Source organism: Cupriavidus neocaledonicus, assembly GCF_000372525.1.
GTDB classification, from domain to species: domain Bacteria; phylum Pseudomonadota; class Gammaproteobacteria; order Burkholderiales; family Burkholderiaceae; genus Cupriavidus; species Cupriavidus neocaledonicus.
Window position 1 is genome coordinate 47318 of the sequence record NZ_AQUR01000097.1, and the last position, 20767, is coordinate 68084.

The 20767-nt window shown below is 70.3% G+C and carries 15 protein-coding genes; 6 read left to right on the top strand and 9 right to left on the bottom strand.

The genetic code is table 11. The features are described 5' to 3' along the window. Positions 1–26: 26 nt before the first annotated feature. Positions 27–4106 (bottom strand): tetratricopeptide repeat protein, encoded by a 4080-nt coding sequence (locus tag A3AG_RS0116005; protein WP_018006389.1) that lies wholly within the window; start codon positions 4104–4106, stop codon positions 27–29. Continuing rightward, positions 4069–6990, bottom strand: a complete 2922-nt coding sequence (locus A3AG_RS0116010; RefSeq protein ID WP_018006390.1) for a bifunctional glycoside hydrolase/polysaccharide deacetylase family protein — start codon at positions 6988–6990, stop codon at positions 4069–4071. The genes A3AG_RS0116005 and A3AG_RS0116010 overlap by 38 nt, the downstream gene beginning before the upstream one ends. Before the next feature lie 968 nt (positions 6991–7958). Between A3AG_RS0116010 and A3AG_RS0116015 the strand changes: the two genes are divergently transcribed. The 4 genes from A3AG_RS0116015 to A3AG_RS0116030 all read left to right on the top strand — a co-directional run bounded on the left by A3AG_RS0116015 (position 7959) and on the right by A3AG_RS0116030 (position 12069). Beyond that, positions 7959–8162, top strand: coding sequence for a cold-shock protein (locus tag A3AG_RS0116015; RefSeq protein WP_012356773.1), 204 nt, complete (start codon positions 7959–7961; stop codon positions 8160–8162). A gap of 223 nt (positions 8163–8385) precedes the next feature. Continuing rightward, positions 8386–9249, top strand: a complete 864-nt coding sequence (hpnD, locus tag A3AG_RS0116020) for a presqualene diphosphate synthase HpnD (protein WP_018006391.1) — start codon at positions 8386–8388, stop codon at positions 9247–9249. A 61-nt stretch (positions 9250–9310) separates the two neighbouring features. Then, the gene (gene shc, locus A3AG_RS0116025) at positions 9311–11380 is read left to right on the top strand and encodes a squalene--hopene cyclase (protein WP_018006392.1); all 2070 of its coding nucleotides are present in this window, start codon (positions 9311–9313) and stop codon (positions 11378–11380) included. After that, complete coding sequence (locus tag A3AG_RS0116030; protein ID WP_018006393.1) at positions 11377–12069, top strand: phosphorylase; 693 nt, start codon at positions 11377–11379, stop codon at positions 12067–12069. Before shc ends, A3AG_RS0116030 begins: the two co-directional genes overlap by 4 nt. Before the next feature lie 111 nt (positions 12070–12180). On the opposite strand, the gene A3AG_RS0116035 is transcribed toward A3AG_RS0116030, so the two are convergent. Both A3AG_RS0116035 and A3AG_RS0116040 read right to left on the bottom strand, forming a co-directional pair. Beyond that, entirely contained in the window at positions 12181–13446 is a 1266-nt protein-coding gene (locus A3AG_RS0116035; protein ID WP_018006394.1) for an Hsp70 family protein, read from the bottom strand. Between the two features lie 155 nt (positions 13447–13601). Next, the gene (locus tag A3AG_RS0116040; protein ID WP_018006395.1) at positions 13602–14858 is read right to left on the bottom strand and encodes a GGDEF domain-containing protein; all 1257 of its coding nucleotides are present in this window, start codon (positions 14856–14858) and stop codon (positions 13602–13604) included. A gap of 547 nt (positions 14859–15405) precedes the next feature. Between A3AG_RS0116040 and A3AG_RS0116045 the strand changes: the two genes are divergently transcribed. Together A3AG_RS0116045 and A3AG_RS0116050 are read left to right on the top strand one after the other, a co-directional pair. Beyond that, the gene (locus A3AG_RS0116045) at positions 15406–15639 is read left to right on the top strand and encodes an IclR family transcriptional regulator (protein ID WP_240619857.1); all 234 of its coding nucleotides are present in this window, start codon (positions 15406–15408) and stop codon (positions 15637–15639) included. A gap of 162 nt (positions 15640–15801) precedes the next feature. After that, positions 15802–16167 carry a LysR family transcriptional regulator gene (locus A3AG_RS0116050; RefSeq protein WP_018006397.1) on the top strand — a complete coding sequence of 122 codons (366 nt, stop codon included), beginning with the start codon at positions 15802–15804 and terminating at the stop codon, positions 16165–16167. A 2-nt stretch (positions 16168–16169) separates the two neighbouring features. Here A3AG_RS0116050 and A3AG_RS0116055 read toward each other — a convergent pair whose 3' ends face one another. The 5 genes from A3AG_RS0116055 to A3AG_RS0116075 all read right to left on the bottom strand — a co-directional run bounded on the left by A3AG_RS0116055 (position 16170) and on the right by A3AG_RS0116075 (position 20762). Then, entirely contained in the window at positions 16170–16940 is a 771-nt protein-coding gene (locus A3AG_RS0116055; RefSeq protein WP_018006398.1) for a class I SAM-dependent methyltransferase, read from the bottom strand. A 61-nt stretch (positions 16941–17001) separates the two neighbouring features. Next, on the bottom strand, positions 17002–17883 hold the full coding sequence (locus A3AG_RS0116060) for an ABC transporter permease (protein ID WP_018006399.1): 882 nt from the start codon (positions 17881–17883) through the stop codon (positions 17002–17004). 16 nt (positions 17884–17899) lie between these two features. Next, the gene (locus A3AG_RS0116065; protein ID WP_018006400.1) at positions 17900–18736 is read right to left on the bottom strand and encodes an ABC transporter ATP-binding protein; all 837 of its coding nucleotides are present in this window, start codon (positions 18734–18736) and stop codon (positions 17900–17902) included. A gap of 2 nt (positions 18737–18738) precedes the next feature. Then, a complete protein-coding gene (locus A3AG_RS0116070) occupies positions 18739–19749 on the bottom strand; it encodes an ABC transporter substrate-binding protein (RefSeq protein WP_026164227.1) in 1011 nt (336 codons plus the stop codon). Positions 19750–19829: 80 nt separating this feature from the next. Then, positions 19830–20762 carry a TauD/TfdA dioxygenase family protein gene (locus A3AG_RS0116075; protein ID WP_051073526.1) on the bottom strand — a complete coding sequence of 311 codons (933 nt, stop codon included), beginning with the start codon at positions 20760–20762 and terminating at the stop codon, positions 19830–19832. Positions 20763–20767: the final 5 nt, after the last annotated feature.

Below are 20767 nucleotides of genomic sequence, written 5' to 3' on the forward strand. Positions count from 1 at the left end.
TCCTGTTGATGCCTGCCCTGCCGCGCTCAGTACAGCCAGCGGTAGCGCAATCCCAGTTCCGTCATCGGCCGCCCGCCGTTGCGCGCCGCGGTCTCGTGCGAGACATAGAGCGCCAGGTGGTCGTTGCCGAACAGCGAGCCCGCCACGCCGCCCTGCACGCGGAAGTTCTGCCGCGCGCGGGTGTCGTGCAGCAGCCCGATCTCGCCGAACGGCCGCCACTTGCGGGTGTATTCGTCCAGCAGCTCGGTGCCGAAGCCGAACAGCACGCCAGCCTGCGTGAAGCCCTGCGGCATGTAGAACGCCGGCGTCGCGGCGGCGCCGGCCGGCACCAGCGCGGCCTGGCGCGGCGTCAGGCTGCCGCCCTGCGTGCTGTAGCTGGCATGCGTCGCGACCACGCGCACGGTGTAGTCCGGGTACGCGGTGCGGATCTTGTAGCCGGCCTCGACGTCATAGACCAGGCCGTGGCCCAGCGTGCTGCGGTCCTGGCCGCGGAAGCGGCTGTACTCGATGCGCGCGCCGACGAACTCGCGCAGGCTGAAGCGCCACGTCGCGCCCAGCCCCAGCACATCCTTGGCGCCGCCCACGCGCAGCGGCGCGGACTCGTCCGCCGGCTGGTTGAGCCCCGCCAGCGTGCTGAACTGCAGCCGCCCCTGCTGGTTCCACTCGCCGAAGAAGCGCGCCGTGGCCATGGTGTCGAGGCCCTCGCGGTAGCCCGCGCTGGCGCGCCAGCGCCGGTTGTTGTCGCGGTAGCCGAGCGACAGGTCGGCGCTCCGGTCCGACGCCGGCACGTTGGCGAGCTGCCCCGGGTCGGTGCTGCGCTGGTCGCGCCAGGTGCCGCGCAGGTTCAGGTCGTAGCCGTCCCACAGCCGCACGCCGCCGGCCAGGCTGCCTTCGGTGAACTCCAGCGGCTTCTGGTGCAGGAAGCGCACGCGCGGCTCGATCGCCTGGGCGTTGAACAGCAGCGTGTCGCGCAGGGTCTCCTGCAGCGCGTCGTCAGAGCGGGCCCGCTCCTGGGCCTCGAAGGCCAGCGTCTGCGCCGCGCCGAGGCGGTCCAGGCGCTGGTTGGCCTCGATCTGGCTCGCCACCGGCACGCCGCCTGCCTGGCGCTCCAGGATGCGGTCCAGGCTGTTCAGGTCCTGCTGGTCCAGCGCGATCGCCACCTCGGCATACGCCGGGCGCTGCAGCCGGCTGGCGTACTGGCGCGCCAGCCAGCCGCGCGCCAGTTCGTTCGATTCCGCCGACATCGCCCATGCCAGCGCGGCATCGCGTCCGGCGGCCGACAACGCGGCCTCGCGCCGCGCCGCGTCGCGCACGACCTCGGCAGGGACCGGGTCACGCAGCGGCGGCAAGCCTTCGATCTCGCCCAGCTGCGACGTCGCCCCCGCGGCCGGCCGCTGCAGTCCGCGCGCCGCCGTGGAAGCGCGGTCGGCGCGCAGCATCTGGATCACCAGCGCGCGCGAGACATCGCCCGAGGCAAAGAGCTGCCCCAGCGCCACGGTCTGGCGGCGCAGGTCCGCGCGCGACGGCGCGCCGGACGGGTTCTCCTGTTCCTCGTCGCCGTCGGTGTGATCCGGGCGCATGCGGGCAGCGCCCGCGCCGCGCCGGGCCCAGCCGCGCTGCAGGTCGAGCCACGCCTGGCGGCGCACGCGCCAGGCCATGTCGGTCTGGCCGACGGCTTCATAGGCGTCGGCCAGCAGGCTCAGCCACAGCGGATCGGCGCTCTGGCCGTCGTTGAGCTTGTGCAGGTAATGCAGCGCCGCGCGCCCGTCGTGGAAGCGCATGTGGCCGGCGGCGAAGGCGCCCCACAGGTCGGGATTGTTTTCGGCCTGGTCCTGCAGGCGGCGCATCACCGCGCGCACCTCGGTATCGGTGCCCTGATCGACCAGCGTCCACATCAGCGCCGCCAGCGTTTCGCTGTCGACGTCGGGCAGGCCCGCGGCATGGCGCAGGTCGGCCAGGGCCTGCTCGCGCTGGCCGGTCACGCGGTAGTACTCGGCGCGCCGCATCAGGAAGCGGCCCGACTGCCAGGCGGCGCGGCGCTGCTCCGGGGTCATGTCCTGCAGCAGCAGCTCGATGCGGCGGTAGGCGTGGGCGCGCGTGTAGTAGTACAGCGCCAGCTCCAGCGAGGCCGGGTTGGCGCCGCGGCGCCAGTCGGCCTCGGCGATGCGGCCGGCGTCGATCGGGGTCTTGTCGTAGTAAGCGATCAGGTTGGAGAAGTCCGCTGCCCGGGTCTCGCGGACCTGGTTCATGCAGTCGTTCTGCGCCGGGCCCGCCGGCAGCTGCAGGCAGTGCTCGTCGTGGCCCTGCGCGGCCGCCATCATCAGTTGCCGATAGCCATCCTGCAGCAGGTCGTCGCGCTGGTTGAGCCGGGCCAGCTCGGTGAACGTGCGCCAGAACAACAGGTCGCGCGGGCCCGCGGCGGCGCGCGCCGGCAGCATTGCATCCAGCGCCTGGGGCAGCCGGGCGCGCATATAGAGCAGGTTGGCGAGCTTGAGCGCGTAGGTCGGGCGCGGGCCGAAGCGCTGCTGCAGCTGCGTATAGAGCTGGAACGCGCGCTCGTCCTTGCCGGCGCGCTCGGCCAGCGCGGCGTGGCGCTCCATGATCTCGCGCGCCTTCGGGCCCCGGCTCAGGCCTTCGAGAAAGCGCATGGCCTCTTCCGGCTCGCCCAGGCGCTCGTAAGCGGCCACCACCTCGTCCACCGTCTTCAGGTCCGAGGCGCCCGCGCGGTGGCGCAGCGCGGCCAGGTAGGCACGATCGTCGGACAGCCCCGGCGCCAGCCGCATCACCGCGTCCCACGCGCGCTCGTCGTTGGTGGCGCGGGCATAGTCCAGCCAGCTCTTCAGCGCCACGGCCGGCTGGCGGTTCCATTCCGCCACCTGCGCCAGCCGCTCGCGCCAGACCGGCTCGCCCGGCAGCCGGCGCACCGCGGTCTCGGCCACGCGCTGGGCCTGGTCGAGCTTGCCCGCGGCCAGGAAGACGCGATAGGCCAGCTCGTAGTCGTCGGCATTGAACTTCGTATCATCCGGCTGCGCGGGCGCGGGGTCCTGTGCCGCGATCCTGCGCACGCCGAGCTGGCCGGAAGCGGCCAGCGCCTCGCGCAGCGCCAGGCCGCGCGGCCCGTCGAGAAACACCACGCCGCGCTCGCGCCACGGCTGGCTGGCGGCGATGCGACGCACCTCGGCCTCGTGCGCGGCCAGCGCGGCCGGTTCGGCATGGCCGGTGCCGCGCAGCCGCGCCGACACCTTCAACAGCCGCTCGACATAGCGGCTGGCCTGCTCCGGCCGGTTCGCCGCCAGCGCCAGCCTGGTCAGGTAGCGCAGCACCTCGGGATCGTCGAGCAGCGTGCCGCCGTGGCGCTCGGCCTGCGCCAGCGCCTCATCCAGCAAGTTGCCGGACTGGAGGGTCTGCACCGCCTTCAGGAACAGCACGCGCCGCTCGCCCAGCGTGGTCGCGGCCTCCTGCTGCGCGAACAGCGCGTTTGCGGCGTCGCGGTAGTCGCCGCCGGCAATCGCCATCTCCGCCAGCTGGCGGTTCCAGAATGCCGCGTTGTTGCGGTCCTGGCTTGCCAGCGCGGTATAGAAACGGCGCATGGCCCCATCCGCGCCGGCCTGGCGTGCCTGCGTGGCCAGCGCCTGCAGCTCCGCCACGCTCCAGCGGCGGCCGGCGGCCTGGTCCAGCAGCCGGCGCAGCTGCACCAAATTTTGTTCGCGCTCGGCAGTTTCCGGCAGCGCGGCCCAGGCGCGCTGCTGCGCGATCTCGATGCGCGTGCGCAGCACCTGGCCCGACAGGTCGATGCCCTGCACCGCCTGCATCCGCTCCAGCATCGCCTGCGCCTCTTCCAGGCGGCCGGTGCGCGCGTACTGCTCGGCCAGCACGCCCATGAAGGCGGGATCGTCGGGCGTGACCTTCCACCAGGCTTCCAGGTAGGCCATGGTCAGCCCGTCGATGGTGCGGCCCTGCCCCAGCAGCCGTTCGCGCAGGGTTTCGCGCGGGAACATCAGCGCCAGGCCGATGCCCACGATCGCGGTAAAGGTCAGCACCAGCGTCGGCGGCAGCAGCCGCTCGCGCTCAGCCGGCGCAGCGGACTTCGACTTGTTGCCTGACATGATTGGGGTCGGTCACGGGTGCGGTATCGACGCGCAGCGTATTGCGCTCGCGCACGCCCGCCACGGCCTTGCCATCGACGCTGACGCGGCAGTGGCCGGCGTTGGCCAGGCGGAAGAACGGCTTGAAATAACCACTGAAGGCGAAGCGCGTGACGCCGTCGCGCTGCGACCAGTCGCGCACGATGCCGCTGGCTTCCGCGAGTTGCGGTGTGGCCGCCGCCGTGAGAGCGGCGGCGTCGCGCACGGCGAAGCGCGCGGCGCCGCCGTCCAGGTGCAGGTAGACGCCGCCGCCGGGCGCCGGCGAGGTCCCGGTCACGCCCTGCGCGCTGGCTACGTCGGGCAGGCCCGCGCCGCTCCAGCGCAGGTTGCGCAGGTTGCCGTCGCCGCGCACGATCCAGTGCGTGCCGCTGCTGCCGGCACTGCCGTCGCCCACTTCGCGCGCCACCGCCATCTCCTGCCAGTCGAGCACCTTGCGCACGTAATCGGTCGAATGCAGCGGCAGCAGCGGCTGCGTCAGCACGTAGTCGTAGACCTTGCGCAGCGCCTTCAGCGACGCCGCCTTGGTGCCGGAGTAGCTGTGGTAGTAAATGTTCACGGGCTTGAAGCGATACGGCCGGTCGGTCAGCTCGAAGGTCTCGATCACGCGCTCGAAGCCGTAGAACGGGCCGTGCCACAGGTTGGTGTAGACGTTCTCGTTCTGGTTGGGGGCGAACACCTGGAAAGTGCCGCCCGGCTTATTGATGCCCAGCGGCGCGATCGCGGTCCAGCTGGGATTGCTGCGCGTGATCAGCGTGTCGCCGCCGTTCATGTTGAACACGCGCGCCTCGTCGGTCAGGCGCAGGGCCTCGGCCGGCGGCTGGCAGTCTCCCGACCACAGCAGCAGGCTGACCGGCTTGCCGGCGGGCGCCAGGTTGCGGTTGATGTAGTCGATGGAACCGCCGATCTCGCGGTTCAGGTCCATGGTGTAGCCGGGGATGTCGAGGTGGAAGGCCGCGTCGCCCCCGCCTGCCGCGGCGTTGCCGCCCTGCCCCGGCTGGGCCGGCACCGTGCGCGCCCATTCGAACGGGTGCGAGAAGGTATGGCTGGCCACCTCGACATAGGGCTGGGCGAAGATCTTGCGCGCGATCGGCTCCAGCTCGGCGGCGAGCTTCGGGTACATGCCGTCGCGGCTGACTTCCCCCTGGATCACCGACATGGTCATCGGCAAGCGGTAGCGGTCGAAAATCTCGCGGAACAGCACCTCGCCGGAGAAGCCGCCGCCGGGAACCTCGGCGCGCGAGGCGAAGCCGTCGCCGTCGATATGGATGGTCAGCAGGCGCCGGCCGTTCTCGGTGGTGACGTCGGGCACCGGCATCGCGGGCAGGCGCAGCGCCTCGCGCAGGAAGTCCAGCGGCTGCACCACCCAGCGGCTGTCGGCGGTGCCGATGCCGCTCTCGTGCACCGCATACGGCCCCAGCACATAGCCGCCCCACGGCGTGATGGCCGCGGCGTCATAGGTCAGCGTGCCGGAGCGCAGGCGCAGCAGCGAGCGGAAGCCGTCGCCGTCGGGTACCTGGATCGCCTCGGCCTGGGTGCGGTCGGGCGCCACCGGCATCTCGAAGCCCATCATGGGGTCCCTGGCCAGCACCTCGACCGGGCCCGACACGCGGCCCCTGACCGCCTTCAGGCCAAAACTGCGCGCCACCGCGCCGCTGACGCTGGTGCCGAAGTCGTTCAGGAACACCACCGGCATGCCCTGCGCCATGCGCGCCTGCACCCAGGCGTCGAAGCGGCCCGGCTGCGCCGTGACCTTGCCCGTCAGGTACATCACTACGCCGGCATAGCGGTCCGGCCCGATCTCGGGCAGTGCCTCGCTGGTGTCGGCAAACTCGACGCGGTAGCCCAGGTAGTTGAGCGGCATCGAGACAAAGCGCACGCCCTCGGACTGGTCGATCGCCACGCCCGGGCGGCGCTCCTGCACCACCAGCACGCGCCGCGGCAGCACTTCGACCTTGCCGACGCCGATGGTCTGCAGGCCGGGATCGGCCACATAGGGGGTGATGCCCAGCGCGCGGATACGCCGCGCGGTGTCGCGCGCGCAGCGGCGGTCCGCCGGCGGGCAGTAGTCGATCGACACCACCGGCAACCGGTATTGCTCGCGGATAGTGCGGGCCTGCGCCAGCAGCCAGTCACGGTCGGCCTGGGGCACCTCGACATAGCGGCCCTGGGCCTGGTTCCAGCCGCGGAACAGCGACTCGAAGGCGACGGCATACGCCAGGCCATGCACCTGCGGCAGGATCTCGAAGCCGCGGTTGAAGATCAGCCGGGCGTCGGGGTAGCGCGCCTTGATCGCGCGCACCACGCGCACCAGGCCGGCCTCCTGCCGCGCGCGTTCGGCGTCGGTTTTGGCGGCGAGCTGGTACGAGTCCAGGGTATCGAGGAAGAAGCCGCGGAAGCCACGCGCCCACAGCGGCGCGATCACCTTGTCGACATAGAAGGCGGGCCAGCCGTCGGCGGCCTGGTCGATCACCGGCGCGTTCCAGGCGTCGTTGCGGCCGACGAACCAGTTCTTGGGAATGTCCTTGAAGTACGGCCGTCCTTCCAGCACCTCGCCCACGCTGACATAGGCAAACCAGGCGGTCGCGGGGGTGGCGACCTGGCGCGGGTCGAAGCCGCTGTCGGGTTCGACCACGGCGATATCGAAGGCCTGCAGCGCATCGACCGGCGGCTTGGCGCCGTAGTGCAGCGCGATCGACGGCATCGCCGGAGCGGCTGCGGCGGCGCCCGCCGCCGGCTGTGCCGCGGCGGTCCCGGCCGCCCCCAGGGAAAGGACAACGGCGAGCGCCAGCGCGGCGTGCTGCGCCCCATGCCCCAGCCAGGCGATCCAACCCGGCCGGCATGGCATGCGACCACCCCGGCTGCCTTGCGCTTCCCCCAGTCGATTCACAGCGTTGCTTTCCTTTGTTTTTTGCGCACCCGAAGTGCACGGTGCCAGACATTTTAGCGGCGGTTCGTGACCGCGCGGCGCCTGGTTCTGACCGTCAATTCGGAAAGGTCCGATGGTATCCGGCATCCGCATGCTAGAGCAGGCGCCGTGGCCGTATTGTCAACAATTGTCCCGAAAACGAGACATTGAGCCGGCTTCGCCTTAACGGCAGCCGTCGTCGGCCGATGGTTGCTGCACCGGCGCCGGGAGCCCGGCCGGGAAGGTCGGATCCTTGCTACGCCGGCGCCGGCGCTGTCCGTTACCGGATTTCCGGACAGCCGCTTTGCCACAACATGAAATCGTTGCGTTCATTCTCTTATGTATGGACGCGCATGCAGGCCATTGACTCATGTATTGGCATGGATAACCTGCGCCCCGTCTCGGGTATTGTGGTTTATCCGCATAATGTTATCTCCCGCCTGGACTGGCCTCACCCGAACGCGGTAGGAGCGGCGCCGTAAAAATTTGTAAAAAAAGTGGCACCAGCATGTGGCGGGCGGCAGCGCATTATGCACGACAACATGGCACGCGGCCCGGCCGCGGTGCACGCACAGGCAAACGCGACAATAAAAAATCAGGGAATTCACTGAATCGGTACTGAAGTAGAAAACGCTAATATCTCCTGTCGGAACCTCTCATCATGATTAGGCGCTTAGCCTGATTGACACACTGTGAAAATTCGGCAGAATGATTCCCACTTGTGCAGCGCCCATTCGGTGTGTCATTTGGTGTTGTCGTTCCGTGACGGTTTCGGTTGTCATGGCAGCGACATATCGAAGTCATATGGAATGCGCTGGCGGGGAAGATAAAACCGATCCGCTGGGCGCGTTGCACACGGTGTATAACGAGCGTTTTCGCTCATTTTGAAATTCAAGGTTGAGATAGATATGGAAACCGGTACCGTTAAGTGGTTCAACGACGCCAAGGGCTTCGGCTTCATCACGCCGGACGAAGGCGGCAATGACCTGTTCGCGCACTTCTCCGCCATCGAAGGCTCGGGCTTCAAGTCGTTGAAGGAAGGCCAGAAGGTGCGCTACGTCAAGGCCATGGGCCAGAAGGGCGAGCAAGCCACCAAGATCCAGGCCCTCTGATACCGGTGAGGTCCCGGGCTGGCCCGACGGGCCAGCCGGCAAGAAAGCCCCGCAGTGTTGCGGGGCTTTTTTTGTTTCGGGCCGCCGTGCTGCAGCACGCTGTAGCCCGCGCCGTTGCAGGGGAAATTGCTATAATCGCCCGACCCACAACCACCTCCCGCACAGGTGCGCGCCGACGCCGCGCGGCCGGCACGGGACGGTAAGCAGCGTGTCGAGGAGTTACGTGGCCGGTACTCAGATCGCAGCTTCAGACAGCCGTGCCGCCAGCGGCGCCCAGGCTGGCCCTGCCGCCTCGTCGGGCAGTTCCTTCCATGCCGCGTTGCGCATCCTGCCGGCGGCACAGCGCCAGGCCATGTTCGAGATCTACGCGTTCTGCCGCGCCGTCGACGATATCGCCGACGGCGACGCGCCGCATGCCGAACGCCTGGCCGCGCTCGATGCCTGGCGCCGCGACATCGCCGCCTGCTACGCCGGCAACCCGCCCGCGCCACTGCAGCCGCTGAGCGCGCAGATCCGCGCCTTCGACCTGCAGCAGGCCGATTTCCTCGCCGTGATCGACGGCATGACCATGGACGTGGTGCAGGATATCTGTGCCCCCGATGCCGCCACCCTGGACCTGTACTGCGACCGCGTGGCCAGCGCGGTGGGCCGGCTGGCGGTGCGCGTGTTCGGGCTGGAGACGGATTGCGGGATGGCGCTGGCGCACCACCTGGGCCGCGCGCTGCAGCTGACCAATATCCTGCGCGATATCGACGAGGATGCCGCCATCGGCCGGCTCTACCTGCCGGCCGAGGCGCTGGCGGCGGCCGGCATCGCGGCCGCCACGCCGGCGGCCGTGGCCACGCACCCGGCGCTGGGCCAGGCGTGCGCGGCGGTGGCGCGCGAGGCCCAGGCCCACTACGACCAGGCCCAGGCCATCATGGCGCGCTGCCCGGCACGCCAGGTGCGTTCGCCGCGCATCATGGCCGAGGTCTACCACCGCATCCTGGCGCGGCTGTGCGCGCAGGGCTGGCGGGCGCCGCGCCAGCGCGTGCGCGTGCCGCGTGCGCAATTGCTCTGGATCGTGCTGCGCCACGCCATCGGCTGAGCGCGGCATGTCGATGCACGCCGATGCGCGCCGGGGCTGGCCGCCGGCACAAGGAGGTTGCATGCCGATGAACGAGACCGCCCTTGCCAACCCCGCGCCGCGGGTCGGTGCCGCGCAGCGTGAGCCGGCCGGCCCGGCGCAAGCGCAGGCGACGCGCGCGCCCGCGCCGGCGCTCGACCACGGCATCGGCCGCGCGCTCGACGCGCTGCTGCACCAGCAGCGCCCCGACGGCCACTGGATCTACGAACTCGAGGCCGACGCCACCATCCCCGCCGAATACGTGCTGATGGTGCACTACCTGGGCGAAGCACCCGACCTCGACCTGGAAGCGCGCCTGACCCGCTACCTGCGCCGCATCCAGAATCCGGACGGCGGCTGGCCGCTGTTCCATCAGGGCCGCTCCGACGTCAGTGCCAGCGTCAAGGCGTATTTCGCGCTGAAGATGGCGGGCGACGATCCGCAGTCGGCGCCGATGCAGCGCGCGCGCCAGGCCATCCATGCCATGGGCGGGGCCGAGGCCAGCAATGTCTTCACGCGCACGCTGCTGGCGCTGTACGGCGTGCTGCCGTGGAAGGCGGTGCCGATGATGCCGGTCGAGATCATGCTGCTGCCGCGCTGGTTCCCGTTCCACCTGTCCAAGGTCTCGTACTGGGCCCGCACGGTGATCGTGCCGCTGCTGGTGCTCAACAGCCTGCGCCCGCAGGCGCGCAACCCGCGCGGCGTCGGCATCAACGAACTCTTTGTCGGCAACTGCCACACGGTGGGCCTGCCGCCGCGCGCGCCCCACCAGCATGCCGGCTGGTACACGGTGTTCCGCGGGCTCGATGCGCTGCTGCGCGTGGCCGAGCCGCTGTTCCCGCGCACGCTGCGCCGGCGCGCCATTGCCGCGGCACAGCGCTTCGTGCGCGAGCGCCTCAATGGCGAGGACGGCCTGGGCGCGATCTTCCCGGCCATGGCTAACAGCGTGATGATGTTCGACGTGCTCGGCGTGCCGCCCGAAGACCCGGCGCGCGCGGTGGCGCGGCGTTCGCTCGAGCGCCTGCTGGTCGAGCACGGCGACGAGGCCTATTGCCAGCCCTGCCTGTCGCCGGTGTGGGATACCGCGCTGGCCACGCACGCGCTGCTGGAAACCGGCGAAGCGCGCGCGGTGCAGGCAGCGGGACGGGCGCTGGACTGGCTCAGGCCCTTGCAGGTGCTGGACCTGCGCGGCGACTGGGCGGTGCGCCGCCCGCTGGTGCGCCCCGGCGGCTGGGCCTTCCAGTACGCCAACGCCTACTACCCCGACGTCGACGACACCGCGGTGGTGGCCGCCGCCATGGACCGCTACATGCGCGCGCATCATGCGCCGGGTCGCTATGGCGAAGCGGTGGCGCGCGCGACCGAGTGGATCGTCGGCATGCAGAGCGGCAACGGCGGCTGGGGCGCGTTCGAGCCCGAGAACACGCACCTGTATCTGAACAATATCCCTTTTGCCGACCACGGCGCGCTGCTGGATCCGCCCACCGCGGACGTGTCGGCGCGCTGCCTGTCGATGCTGTGCCAGACCGGCGCCACCCCCGCCAGGAGCGAGCCCGCCGCGCGCGCGCTGCGCTACCTGCTGGCCGAGCAGATGCCCGACGGCAGCTGGTTCGGCCGCTGGGGCACCAACTACATCTACGGCACCTGGAGCGCGCTGTGCGCGCTGAACGCCGCCGGCCTGCCGCCCGCAGCACCCGAACTGCAGCGCGCGGTGGCGTGGCTGGCGCGGATCCAGAACGCCGATGGCGGCTGGGGCGAGGACGGCAGCAGCTACCGGCTCGACTACCGCGGCTACGAGCCCGCGCCCAGCGCGGCCTCGCAGACCGCGTGGGCGCTGCTGGCGCTGATGGCGGCCGGCGCCGCGCAGCATCCGGCGGTGGCGCGCGGCATCGACTACCTGCTGCGCACGCAGCAGCCCGGCGGCCTGTGGCATGAGCCACGCTTTACCGCGGTAGGCTTCCCGCGCGTGTTCTACCTGCGTTATCACGGTTACGCGCGCTACTTTCCGCTGTGGGCGCTGGCGCGCTACCGCAACCTGCAGCGCGGCCAGAGCGATCCGAGCGATCCGAGCGATCCGAGCGGCCAGAGCGGCCAGGTGCCGTGGGGGCTGTGACCGCGCCGTTCGTGCTGGTCGTCACCGGCATGGCGTTCGAGGCGCGCATCGCGGCCGGGCCGCATTGCCGCGTGGTGCACGGCGTGCGCGGCCTGGCGCTGGAGCAGGAAGTGTCGGCAATGGCCAGCCGGCAGTGCATGGGCATCCTCAGCTTCGGCGTGGCGGGCGGGCTGGAGCCGACGCTGGCGCCGGGCGATGTGGTGCTGGCCGATGCGGTGTGCGCGCCCGGCGAGCGCTACGACGCCGATACCACCTGGACGCGCGCCATGCACGCGGCGCTGCCGCACGCGCGCATCGGCACCGCGGCCGGGGCCGACCAGCCGGTGCTGACGGTGGCCGCCAAGGCATCGCTGCAGCGGGCCACGGGCGCGCTATGCGTCGACATGGAATCGCACCTGGCCGCGCGCATGGCGGCGGCGTGCCGGCTGCCGTTCGCGGCTTGCCGGGTGGTCATCGATCCGGCGTCTCGTGCGGTGCCGGCCGCCGCCGCGGCCGGCATGGGCGATGACGGCAAGACCGATGTGGCCGCGGTGCTGCGCGGGTTGCTGCGCGCGCCGCAGGAACTGCCGGCTCTGCTGCGCCTCGCCGGCGATGCCGCAGCCGCGCGTGGGGCGTTGCGGGCGGCCAGGCTGGCGCTGGGGGATACCTTTGGCCTGCGCGACATGCGCTCGCAGCAAGCTGACTTTTGAATCGGCTGATGTGGACCCGCGGAGCAGCGAAATGCCGCCGGTTTCTCCAACACTTACTGGGGACTCCCTCTCCTGCTTGTGGGAGAGGAGAGCAAACCTAAAACCACACCCTCACCCGAACTTCCTCATCGCATCCAGCGCCAGTCCGCTGCCGATGCTGCCGAAGCGATCCCCTTCCACGCAGCGCGCCTCGGGCAGCAACGCCGCCAGCCGCTGGCGCAGCAAGGGCACGCTGCTGGAGCCGCCGGTAAAGAAGATGGTGTCGACCGCGGCGCCGGGCACGCCGGCGTCGGCGAGCAGCTTGTGCACGGTCTGCTCGGTCCTGGTCACCAGCTTGTCGATCGAGGCATCGAACTCGTCGCGCGTGATGGTGAGGGACAAGTCCGGTTCCAGCCGGTGCAGGTCCATGTCGGTACTGCCTGCCTCCGACAGTGCAATCTTGGCGGCTTCGACCTGGATCGCCAGCCAGTGGCCGGCGCGCTCGCGGATCAGCCGCACCAGGCGGTCGAGCTTGACCGTGTCGGCGGCGTCGCGATAGTTGTCCATCACCAGCGACCATGCCTTGCGCGTATAGAGCAGGTTGATGGTGTGCCAGCTGGCCAGGTCGAAGTACTGGCTCGACGGCATCGCCTTGCCGTTGCGCAGCGCGCTGCCCAGGCCCAGCAGCGGCATCGCGCGCGCCAGGCTGAGCGCGCGGTCGAAGTCGGTGCCGCCGATGTGCACGCCACCGTTGGCCAGGATGTCATCGCGCCGGTCGCTGCGCGCGGCGCGCTCTGGCGACAGCCGCACCAGCGAGAAATCCGAGGTGCCGCCGCCGATATCGGCGACCAGCACCAGTTCCTCGCGCGTGATGCCGGCCTCGTAGTCGAAGGCCGCCGCGATCGGCTCATACTGGAACGCGATCTCGCTGAAGCCTGCGTCGCGCGCGATCCCGGCCAGCGTGTCTTCGGCCAGCTGGTCGGCCACCGGGTCCTCGTCGATAAAGAACACCGGACGCCCCAGCACCGCGCGCGAAAAGCCGGTGCCGGCGGCCTGCTCGGCGCGCGTCTTCAGCTCGCCGATGAAATGCGCCAGCAGCTTGCGGAACGGCATGGCCTGGCCCATCACCTCGGTGCTGTCGTCCATCATCGAGGTGCCCAGCAGGCTCTTGAGCGAGCGCATCAGCCGGCCCTCGTAGCCCGCCAGGTAATCGCCCAGCGCGGCGCGGCCGTAGCTGACCAGCGGATCCTCGGCATGGAAGAAGATCACCGACGGCAGTGTCGCCTTGCCATCCTCCAGCGGCAGCAGCGCGGCCGCGCTGCCCGGGCGGCTCCAGCCCACCGTCGAGTTGGACGTGCCGAAATCCAGGCCGCATGCGTTTGACATCTTCGATTCCATTTTCCTGCCAGCAAAGTGGCCCGCGCGGCGCAGGGCCGTCGCGGGCGGGGGCGCTATTGTAGGGCAGCGGCTGCGTCCGTGCCGCCTGCGCGGCGCCAGCGGTCACGCCAGGAAAGTGCCGGCGCAGGACCCGGCGGCGAGACCGGGGTGCGCGTTCAGCGCGCCAGGTCCGGTGCCGGCAACAGGGCAGCGGCCGCCGGCCTGGCTTCCGGGTCAGGCATCGAGGATGCCAGCACATAGCGGTCGCGCCCATGCGCCTTGGCATGGTAGAGCGCGCGGTCGGCATCGGCGAACAGGGTCCGCCACAGCGCTTCGCGGCTGCCCGGGCCGGCGCGCAACTGCGCCACGCCGATGCTGACGCTGGCATGGCCGCGCCCGGCCGGCAAGGCGATCGCATGCACCTTGCGCAGTACGCGGTTGGCCAGGGCCGAGGCCTGCTGCTCGTCGGTATGCGGGCACAGCACGCAGAACTCTTCGCCGCCATAGCGGCCGGCCACGTCCGAGGCGCGGCGCGAGTTGTCCAGCGCCTGCGCCACTTCGCGCAGCACCGCATCGCCGGCGTGATGGCCGCAGCTGTCGTTGACCTGCTTGAAGTAGTCGATATCGATCACCAGGCACGACAGCGGCTGTCCGTCGCGCTGCCAGCGCGCCACCAGCGACAGCGCCGACATTTCCAGCGCGCCGCGGTTGAGCAGGCCGGTCAGGGCATCTATGCGCGCGCCGCTTTCGTTGTGCGCGACGATCTGCTCCATCGCCATCACGGTGAAGCCGAACAGCCCCAGCAGCGTGGCGATCAGCGGCGCCAGTACCCAGGCCGAATCGGCCGGGCCGGCGAAGAACAGGGTCAGCGGCGCTGCCGCGCTGCCCGCCGCCGTGCCGCCCGCGGGCAGGCTCATGGCGTGGCTGAAGCCCGCCAGTTGCGTCGCCAGCTGCACCAGGCTGGCCACCAGCACCAGCGGCGCCCCGATGCTGCGGCGCCCGCGCCCGGCGCGCGCCAGCGTGGCAAAGGTGGCCAGCGATACCAGCGCCAGCACGCCGTAGACGATGCGCAGCACCAGCGGCGGGCCTTCGGGCAGGCCGCTGGAGGCCGCCATCAGGCCCAGCACGATCGCCCCCGCCCCGGCCAGCGCGCCCGGATGCGCCGGCACGCCGTAGTAGACCCGCACGCCGCGGTAGATCAGCAGCCAGCCGGCGACGAAGGCAAATGCGCCCAGCGTGCCGAGCTGGCCGGTGCCGCTGGCCGCGCTGACCGCCAGCGCCAGGCCCGCGGCCGACACCAGCACATGGCCGAAGGCCCACAGCCGCCCCGCCGTGCTCGCGCGCAGCGCGAACACCAGCCCCGCCGCAATGATCAGCGTGCCGCAGAAAAACACCATCATCACCACCGCAATGGTCTGCTGGTCCAGGTGCAAGGGATTTCCTCAAGAATGCCGTCCGCCCGCCGTCAATATCGATTGGCGGGGATCAGGCCACGGGGGCGCGACGCGAGGCATGCGGGCGTTGATTTCACCAGATGTGACGTGCGCTGTTTTTCATGCCAGCCGCATGATAGCCCGTGCCGGCGCCAGCTTGGCACCCCCTGCAAGCCGGGTCGGCCGCGCTGCCGCAGTTTGGCCCGCGCCCAGGTGGTCGCGCGGCCCAGGTGTGCCGTGGCGTCGACGCCCGCACGCCCGCGTGGTGGCGTTTTTCTGCAACACTCATGCCCGCTTGCTAACCTGACTGTGCGTTGGCGCAAGCGCCTGGTGCGCCCTCTGGACACCGCATGCGCCACATCGCATGCCCCGCGCTTAGCCTATTCGCCACTCCTGGCTTTGCAAGCGGAACCAGCGGGGTAAATCGCCCCGGCTTTTGATTTAGCGGCCGCTGCACTGGATGGATAGAATCATGCGTTGCTCAACTCCGCACCGTCCTGCTGTTTCCGCCGCAATGTCTCATCGCCGTGCTATTCCCGACCTTGGTATGACCATTTCCGCACTCTCGCTTGGTGCTATCCTGGACGACCTGCGCAGTGCCCCGCGGCCGCTGACTTCCGCGGAATATGCATACCTGGCCCAGCTGCGGCAACGCATCGTCACCGGCGACGCCGACCTGTGGACCACGCTCGAAACCGCGGGCGTGCCCTGCAGCGAACGCCGCCTGTCGCCCGACGTCGTGCTGGCACTGACCGCGATCGGCCAGTTGCCGATGCACTGACTGCGTCGCTGCCCCACGCCTCGCCGGAAGATTCCGCGCTGCATTTCTGAATCCGGCTGCCCACCTGCCCCGCGCCGCCCCGCTACGATCGATCCACTTCGATCCGCCGGGGACCCGTCTCAGCGCGCGAGCGCGAAACCGCCCCCCGGCCATGACACGGGCATGGCTTACCGACTTATCAACCGGCGCGTCTCCTTTCTCTCCCTGCGTGTCTTCGTCGCGCTGATGCAGCATCGCGACGCCGGCCGCGCCGCCCAGGCGCTCGGCATCCAGCCGCAAAGGCTCCATTACCAGCTGCGCCAGCTCGAGGCCGGGCTCGGCATGGCGCTGTTCCAGCCTTGCGGCACGGGCTGGCTGCCGACCGCGGCCGGGTTCAATGCCTTGCCCAAGATCCGCGCCATGCTCGACATCTGGGAGCAGATCCAGGCCAGCACCCACGCGCAGCGCCGTGCCGAAGCGCAGCGGCAGCGCGAACGCTGCGCGGTGCGCGTTGGCGCGGCATTCTGGGTGCGGCAGGCCACCATGTAGGCTCAGGCAAGCCGTTCGCAGTGATAGGCCTCGGTGCGGTACGGGAAGGCGACCTCGGCGCGGTCCGACAGCGCCGGATGCCGGTCGATGAGCGCGTGCAGGCGCGCGCGCACGCGCGCCTGCTCCGGCTCGGGCAGCGACGCAATGAAGCTGACCGACATGACGCGATCCACGATCACCTGCTGGGGCGGCCCCACATGCGCGTAGGGCAGGCTCTGCAGCGTCAGCGGCCCGAAGCCCGCGGCGGGAAACACCCGCTTCCAGTCACCCTTGTAGAAGCGCGGGGCATCGCCTTCATGCGGCGCCATGATGGCAGTCAGCTGCGCCACCCAGTCCACGCTTTCGTCCCGGACGTTCCATACCAGTCCGAGCCGGCCGCCGGGGCGCAGCACGCGGCGAATCTCCGCCAGCGCGCGCGCGTTGGCAAACCAGTGGAACGCCTGTGCGCAGACCACGGCATCGACGCTGGCGTCTGGCAGCGGGATTGCCTCGGCGCTGCCTTCCAGCGCCTGCACCGGCGCCACCGCGGCCGCCAGTTGCGCACGCATCGGCGCCACCGGCTCCACCGCGATCACGGTGGCGCCGGTCTGCACCAGCCGGCGCGTGAACTTGCCGGTGCCAGCGCCGAGATCGAGCACGACGCGGCCCGCCTGCAAGTCAAGCGCGCCACGCAGCCAGGTGTCGATCTCGGCGGGGTATTCGGGTCGACCGCGCGCGTAGGTATCGGCCTGGCTGGCGAACCCCTGGGCGGCGGCTTGGTGGATGGTGGTCATGGGCAGGCTCCGCTTTGCTACCGGAGCCGTAGCCTACGCGTTCGCGCGGCATCGGACAAGGCTAGTGCTGCATGCCCCAGCGGCGCACGGTCAGCCGCTCCAGCGTGGTGAACACCAGCCCCTCGACCAGCAGGCCAATCAGGATCACCGCGGCCAGCCCGGCGAAGACGCGGTCGGTATAGAGTTCATTGCGGTTCTGGAAGATGAACCAGCCCAGCCCGCCCTGCCCCGACGACGCGCCGAACACCAGCTCGGCGGCGATCAGCGTGCGCCAGGCGAAGGCCCAGCCGATCTTCAGGCCCGACAGGATCGCGGGTAGCGCCGCCGGCACCAGCACCAGCGCGACATAGCGCAGCCCGCGCAGCCCGTAGTTGCGCCCGGCCATGCGCAGTGTCAGCGGCACCGCGCGAAAGCCCGCGTACATGTTCAGCGCCAGCGGCCACAGCACCGAATGGATCAGCACGAACACCAGGCTGCCGGTGCCCAGCCCGAACCACAGCAGCGCCAGCGGCAACAGCGCAATCGCCGGCAGCGGGTTGAACATGGCGGTAAGCGTGTCCAGCAGGTCGCGCCCGAGGCGCGTCGATACCGCCAGCGAGGTCAGCACGAACGCCAGCACGATGCCGGCGGCATAACCGCGCAGCAGCACCGACAGCGAGATCGCCGCCTTGCCCGGCAGCTCGCCGCTTGCCACCGCGGCGCCGAAGGCGCGCAGCGTGTCCAGGCAGGACGGCAGCAGCAGCGCGTTGTCGTGGACGCGCGCCACGGCTTCCCAGATCAGTCCCAGCGCCAGCAGGATCAGCGCCTTGCGCAGCCAGTCCTGCTGCCACGCCCGCTGGTGCCACGGCAGTGCGCGCGCCAGCGGGGCTGCGGTGAAGGGCTCGGGCTCGCGCTCGTATTCGGGCCGCAGCGGGCCGGCCAGGTTTAGGGAGGGTTGGGTCATGATGCGATGTCGGTTTTCAGCGCGCCGCCGCAGTGCGCGCCGGCGGCTGTGCCACGGTGGCGGGCGTGTCGAACAGCAGGCCGTGGATGCGCTGCGCCGCGGCCTGGAACTCGGCGCTGCCCTGGCTGGCCAGGCTGAACTGGTGACTGTCGAGCTCCGCGCGCACGCGCCCCGGATGCGGCGACAGCAGCAGGATGCGGCTGCCCACCACCAGCGCTTCTTCGATCGAATGGGTCACGAACAGCAGCGTCAGCGCGGCGTCAGCGCACAGCGCCAGCAGTTCTTCCTGCATGCGCCGGCGCGTCAGGGCGTCGAGCGCGGCAAAGGGTTCGTCCATCAGCAGCACCTTGGGCCGCATCGCCAGCGCGCGCGCAATCGCCACGCGCTGCTTCATGCCGCCCGACAAGGTGTGCGGATAGGCACCGGCAAACTCGGCCAGGCCCACCTTGCGCAGGCTGTCCAGTGCCAGCTCGCCCGCGGCCGCGCGCGACAGGCCGTGCGCGTGCCGCAGCGGGAACATCACGTTCTGCAGCACCGTCTTCCACGGCGGCAGCTGGTCGAACTCCTGGAACACCACGATGCGGTCCGGGCCAGGCTGCTGCACGCGCCGGCCCTCGAGCCGGATCTCGCCCTCGCTGGGCGCGACGAAGCCCGCCACCGCCTTCAGCAGCGTGGACTTGCCGCAGCCCGAAGGGCCCAGCAGCACGAAGCGGTCGCCCGCGTGCACGTCGAAGCTGACGCGGTGCGTGGCGCGCACGATGCGTTCGGGCGTGCGGTACTCCAGCGACACGCCGTCCACCTGCAGCAGCGGCGCGGCGCGGTCCGAGACCACGCGCAGGTTGTGGGTGGCCATGCTCAGCTCCCTTGCGCGGTGACCGGATCCGGGAAGAAATAGTCCTGCCAGGACTTGGGCTGGTTGCGGATCGCGCCGACACGATGCATGAACGACGCCAGCGCGAAGGTGTTCTGCGGCGCGACGCGGAACTGCACCTGCGGGTTCTTCAGCACGCGCAGCAGCAGCGCGCGGTCGGTGCGCGCCTTGCTCTGGCGCAGGTAGATGTCGGCGGCGGCCTCGGGATTGGCGGTGGCAAAGGCGGCGGCCTCGGCCAGCGCATCGACAAAGGCGCGATAGGTCTTCGGGTTGTCGTTGCGGAACTTCTCGGTGGCGTACAGCACCGTGGCCGAGCTCGGTCCGCCCAGCACGTCGTATGAGTTCAGCACGATGCGCGCATTCGGGTTGCCGGCCAGCTCCTGCTCCTGGAACGGCGGGTTGCCGAAGTGGCCGGTGATCTCGGTGCCGCCGGCAATGATGGCCGCCGCCGCATCCGGATGCGGCACCGCCACGGTCCACTTGTCGAGGCGGTTGTATTCCTTGTCGCCCCACTGCCTGGCCGCGGCGAGCTGCAGCACGCGCGACTGCACCGAGACGCCGACCGCCGGCAGCGCGATGCGGTCCTTGTCGGTGAAATCGGCAATGGTGCGGACCTTGGTATTGTTGCTGACCAGGTAGTAGGGGAAGTTGCCCAGCGAGGCGACGCCACGCACGTTCTGCTTGCCGTGGGTACGGTCCCACAGCGTCAGCAGTGGCCCCACGCCGGCGCCGGCAATATCGATGGCGCCAGACAGCAGCGCGTCATTGACCGCGGCGCCGCCGGACAGCTGGGTCCATTCGACCTTGATGTCGACGCCGTGCTGCCGGCCGTGCTTCTCGATCAGCTGCTGGTCGCGCGCCACGTTGAGCAGCAGGTAGACCACGCCGAATTGTTCGGCAATGCGCAGCCGGCCTTCGGCGTGCGCGCTGCCGGTGAGGGCCAGGCCGGCGCCGAGCGCCAGCAGGCCGAGCTTGCGGGAAAGACGAGTGAACATGTTCATGATTCCGGGGCATGCGTTGGAGCGGCGTTCGCGCAAGCGAACGCCAAGGGATGGCTTGCGAAGCGTTGCCGCGCTCAGCGCGGCACGTCGCCTTCGATGGTGGTGCGGTACATCACGCGCCGCAGGTGCGGCGGACAGCCCGCGGCCAGGTGCAGTAGCGAGCGGTTGTCCCAGAACACCAGGTCGTGCGGCTGCCAGCGGTGGCGGTATAGATGGGCAGGCTTGACGCTGTGCGCAAACAACTGGTCCAGCAGCGCGCGGCTTTCGTCCTCGGGCAGGCCGACGATGCGGGTGGTGAAGTGTTCGCTGACGAACAGCGCCTTGCGCCCGGTTTCCGGATGGGTCCGTACCACCGGCTGCAGCACCGGCCGGACCTGCGCCACCTGCTCCGGCGTCAGGTCGGGCCGCCACGGGCTGCGCTGCTGCAGCTCGGCGTAGCGGGCCAGGTAGGTGTGTTCGGCTTGCCTGCCTTCGACCGCGCGCTGGAGCGCGGCCGGCAGCGTGTCCCACGCCAGGTGCATGTTGGCGAACAGCGTATCGCCGCCTTCGGCGGGCAGCTCGCGCGCATGCAGCAGCGAGCCCAGGCTGGGCCGCTCCTTGTACGACAGGTCCGAATGCCAGAAATGGCCGGCATCGCCCAGCCCGATCGGCTTGCCGTCCTCGACCACGTTGGAGACCACCAGCACCTCCGGATGGCCGGGCAGCTGAAACTGGTGCAGCACGTGGACCTGCAGCGGGCCGAAGCGGCGGCTGAAGGCGATCTGCTGTGCGGGCGTGATGCGCTGGTCGCGGAATACCAGCACGTGGTGGTCGAGGTGGGCGCGATGGATGCGCGCGAACTCCGCTGCCGACAGCGGTTGCGACAGGTCCAGTCCGATCACCTCGGCGCCCAGCGGCGCATCGAGCGGGCGGATCTCGAAGCGAACTGGGGCAACGGAAGAAGAAGCGGTGGCAAGCGGTGCGCTGTGCGGGCGCGAAGCGCGGGGGTGGGCGGTTGCGGTCGTCATGGCAG

Coding starts and splice junctions, on each gene's coding strand:
- A3AG_RS0116005 (WP_018006389.1), bottom strand. CDS start 4,106: ATGTCAGGCAACAAGTCGAAGTCCGCTGCGCCGGCTGAGCGCGAGCGG.
- A3AG_RS0116010 (WP_018006390.1), bottom strand. CDS start 6,990: ATGCCATGCCGGCCGGGTTGGATCGCCTGGCTGGGGCATGGGGCGCAG.
- A3AG_RS0116015 (WP_012356773.1), top strand. CDS start 7,959: ATGGAAACCGGTACCGTTAAGTGGTTCAACGACGCCAAGGGCTTCGGC.
- shc (WP_018006392.1), top strand. CDS start 9,311: ATGCCGATGAACGAGACCGCCCTTGCCAACCCCGCGCCGCGGGTCGGT.
- A3AG_RS0116035 (WP_018006394.1), bottom strand. CDS start 13,446: ATGGAATCGAAGATGTCAAACGCATGCGGCCTGGATTTCGGCACGTCC.
- A3AG_RS0116045 (WP_240619857.1), top strand. CDS start 15,406: ATGACCATTTCCGCACTCTCGCTTGGTGCTATCCTGGACGACCTGCGC.
- A3AG_RS0116050 (WP_018006397.1), top strand. CDS start 15,802: ATGGCTTACCGACTTATCAACCGGCGCGTCTCCTTTCTCTCCCTGCGT.
- A3AG_RS0116055 (WP_018006398.1), bottom strand. CDS start 16,940: ATGACCACCATCCACCAAGCCGCCGCCCAGGGGTTCGCCAGCCAGGCC.
- A3AG_RS0116060 (WP_018006399.1), bottom strand. CDS start 17,883: ATGACCCAACCCTCCCTAAACCTGGCCGGCCCGCTGCGGCCCGAATAC.
- A3AG_RS0116065 (WP_018006400.1), bottom strand. CDS start 18,736: ATGGCCACCCACAACCTGCGCGTGGTCTCGGACCGCGCCGCGCCGCTG.
- A3AG_RS0116070 (WP_026164227.1), bottom strand. CDS start 19,749: ATGTTCACTCGTCTTTCCCGCAAGCTCGGCCTGCTGGCGCTCGGCGCC.
- A3AG_RS0116075 (WP_051073526.1), bottom strand. CDS start 20,762: ATGACGACCGCAACCGCCCACCCCCGCGCTTCGCGCCCGCACAGCGCA.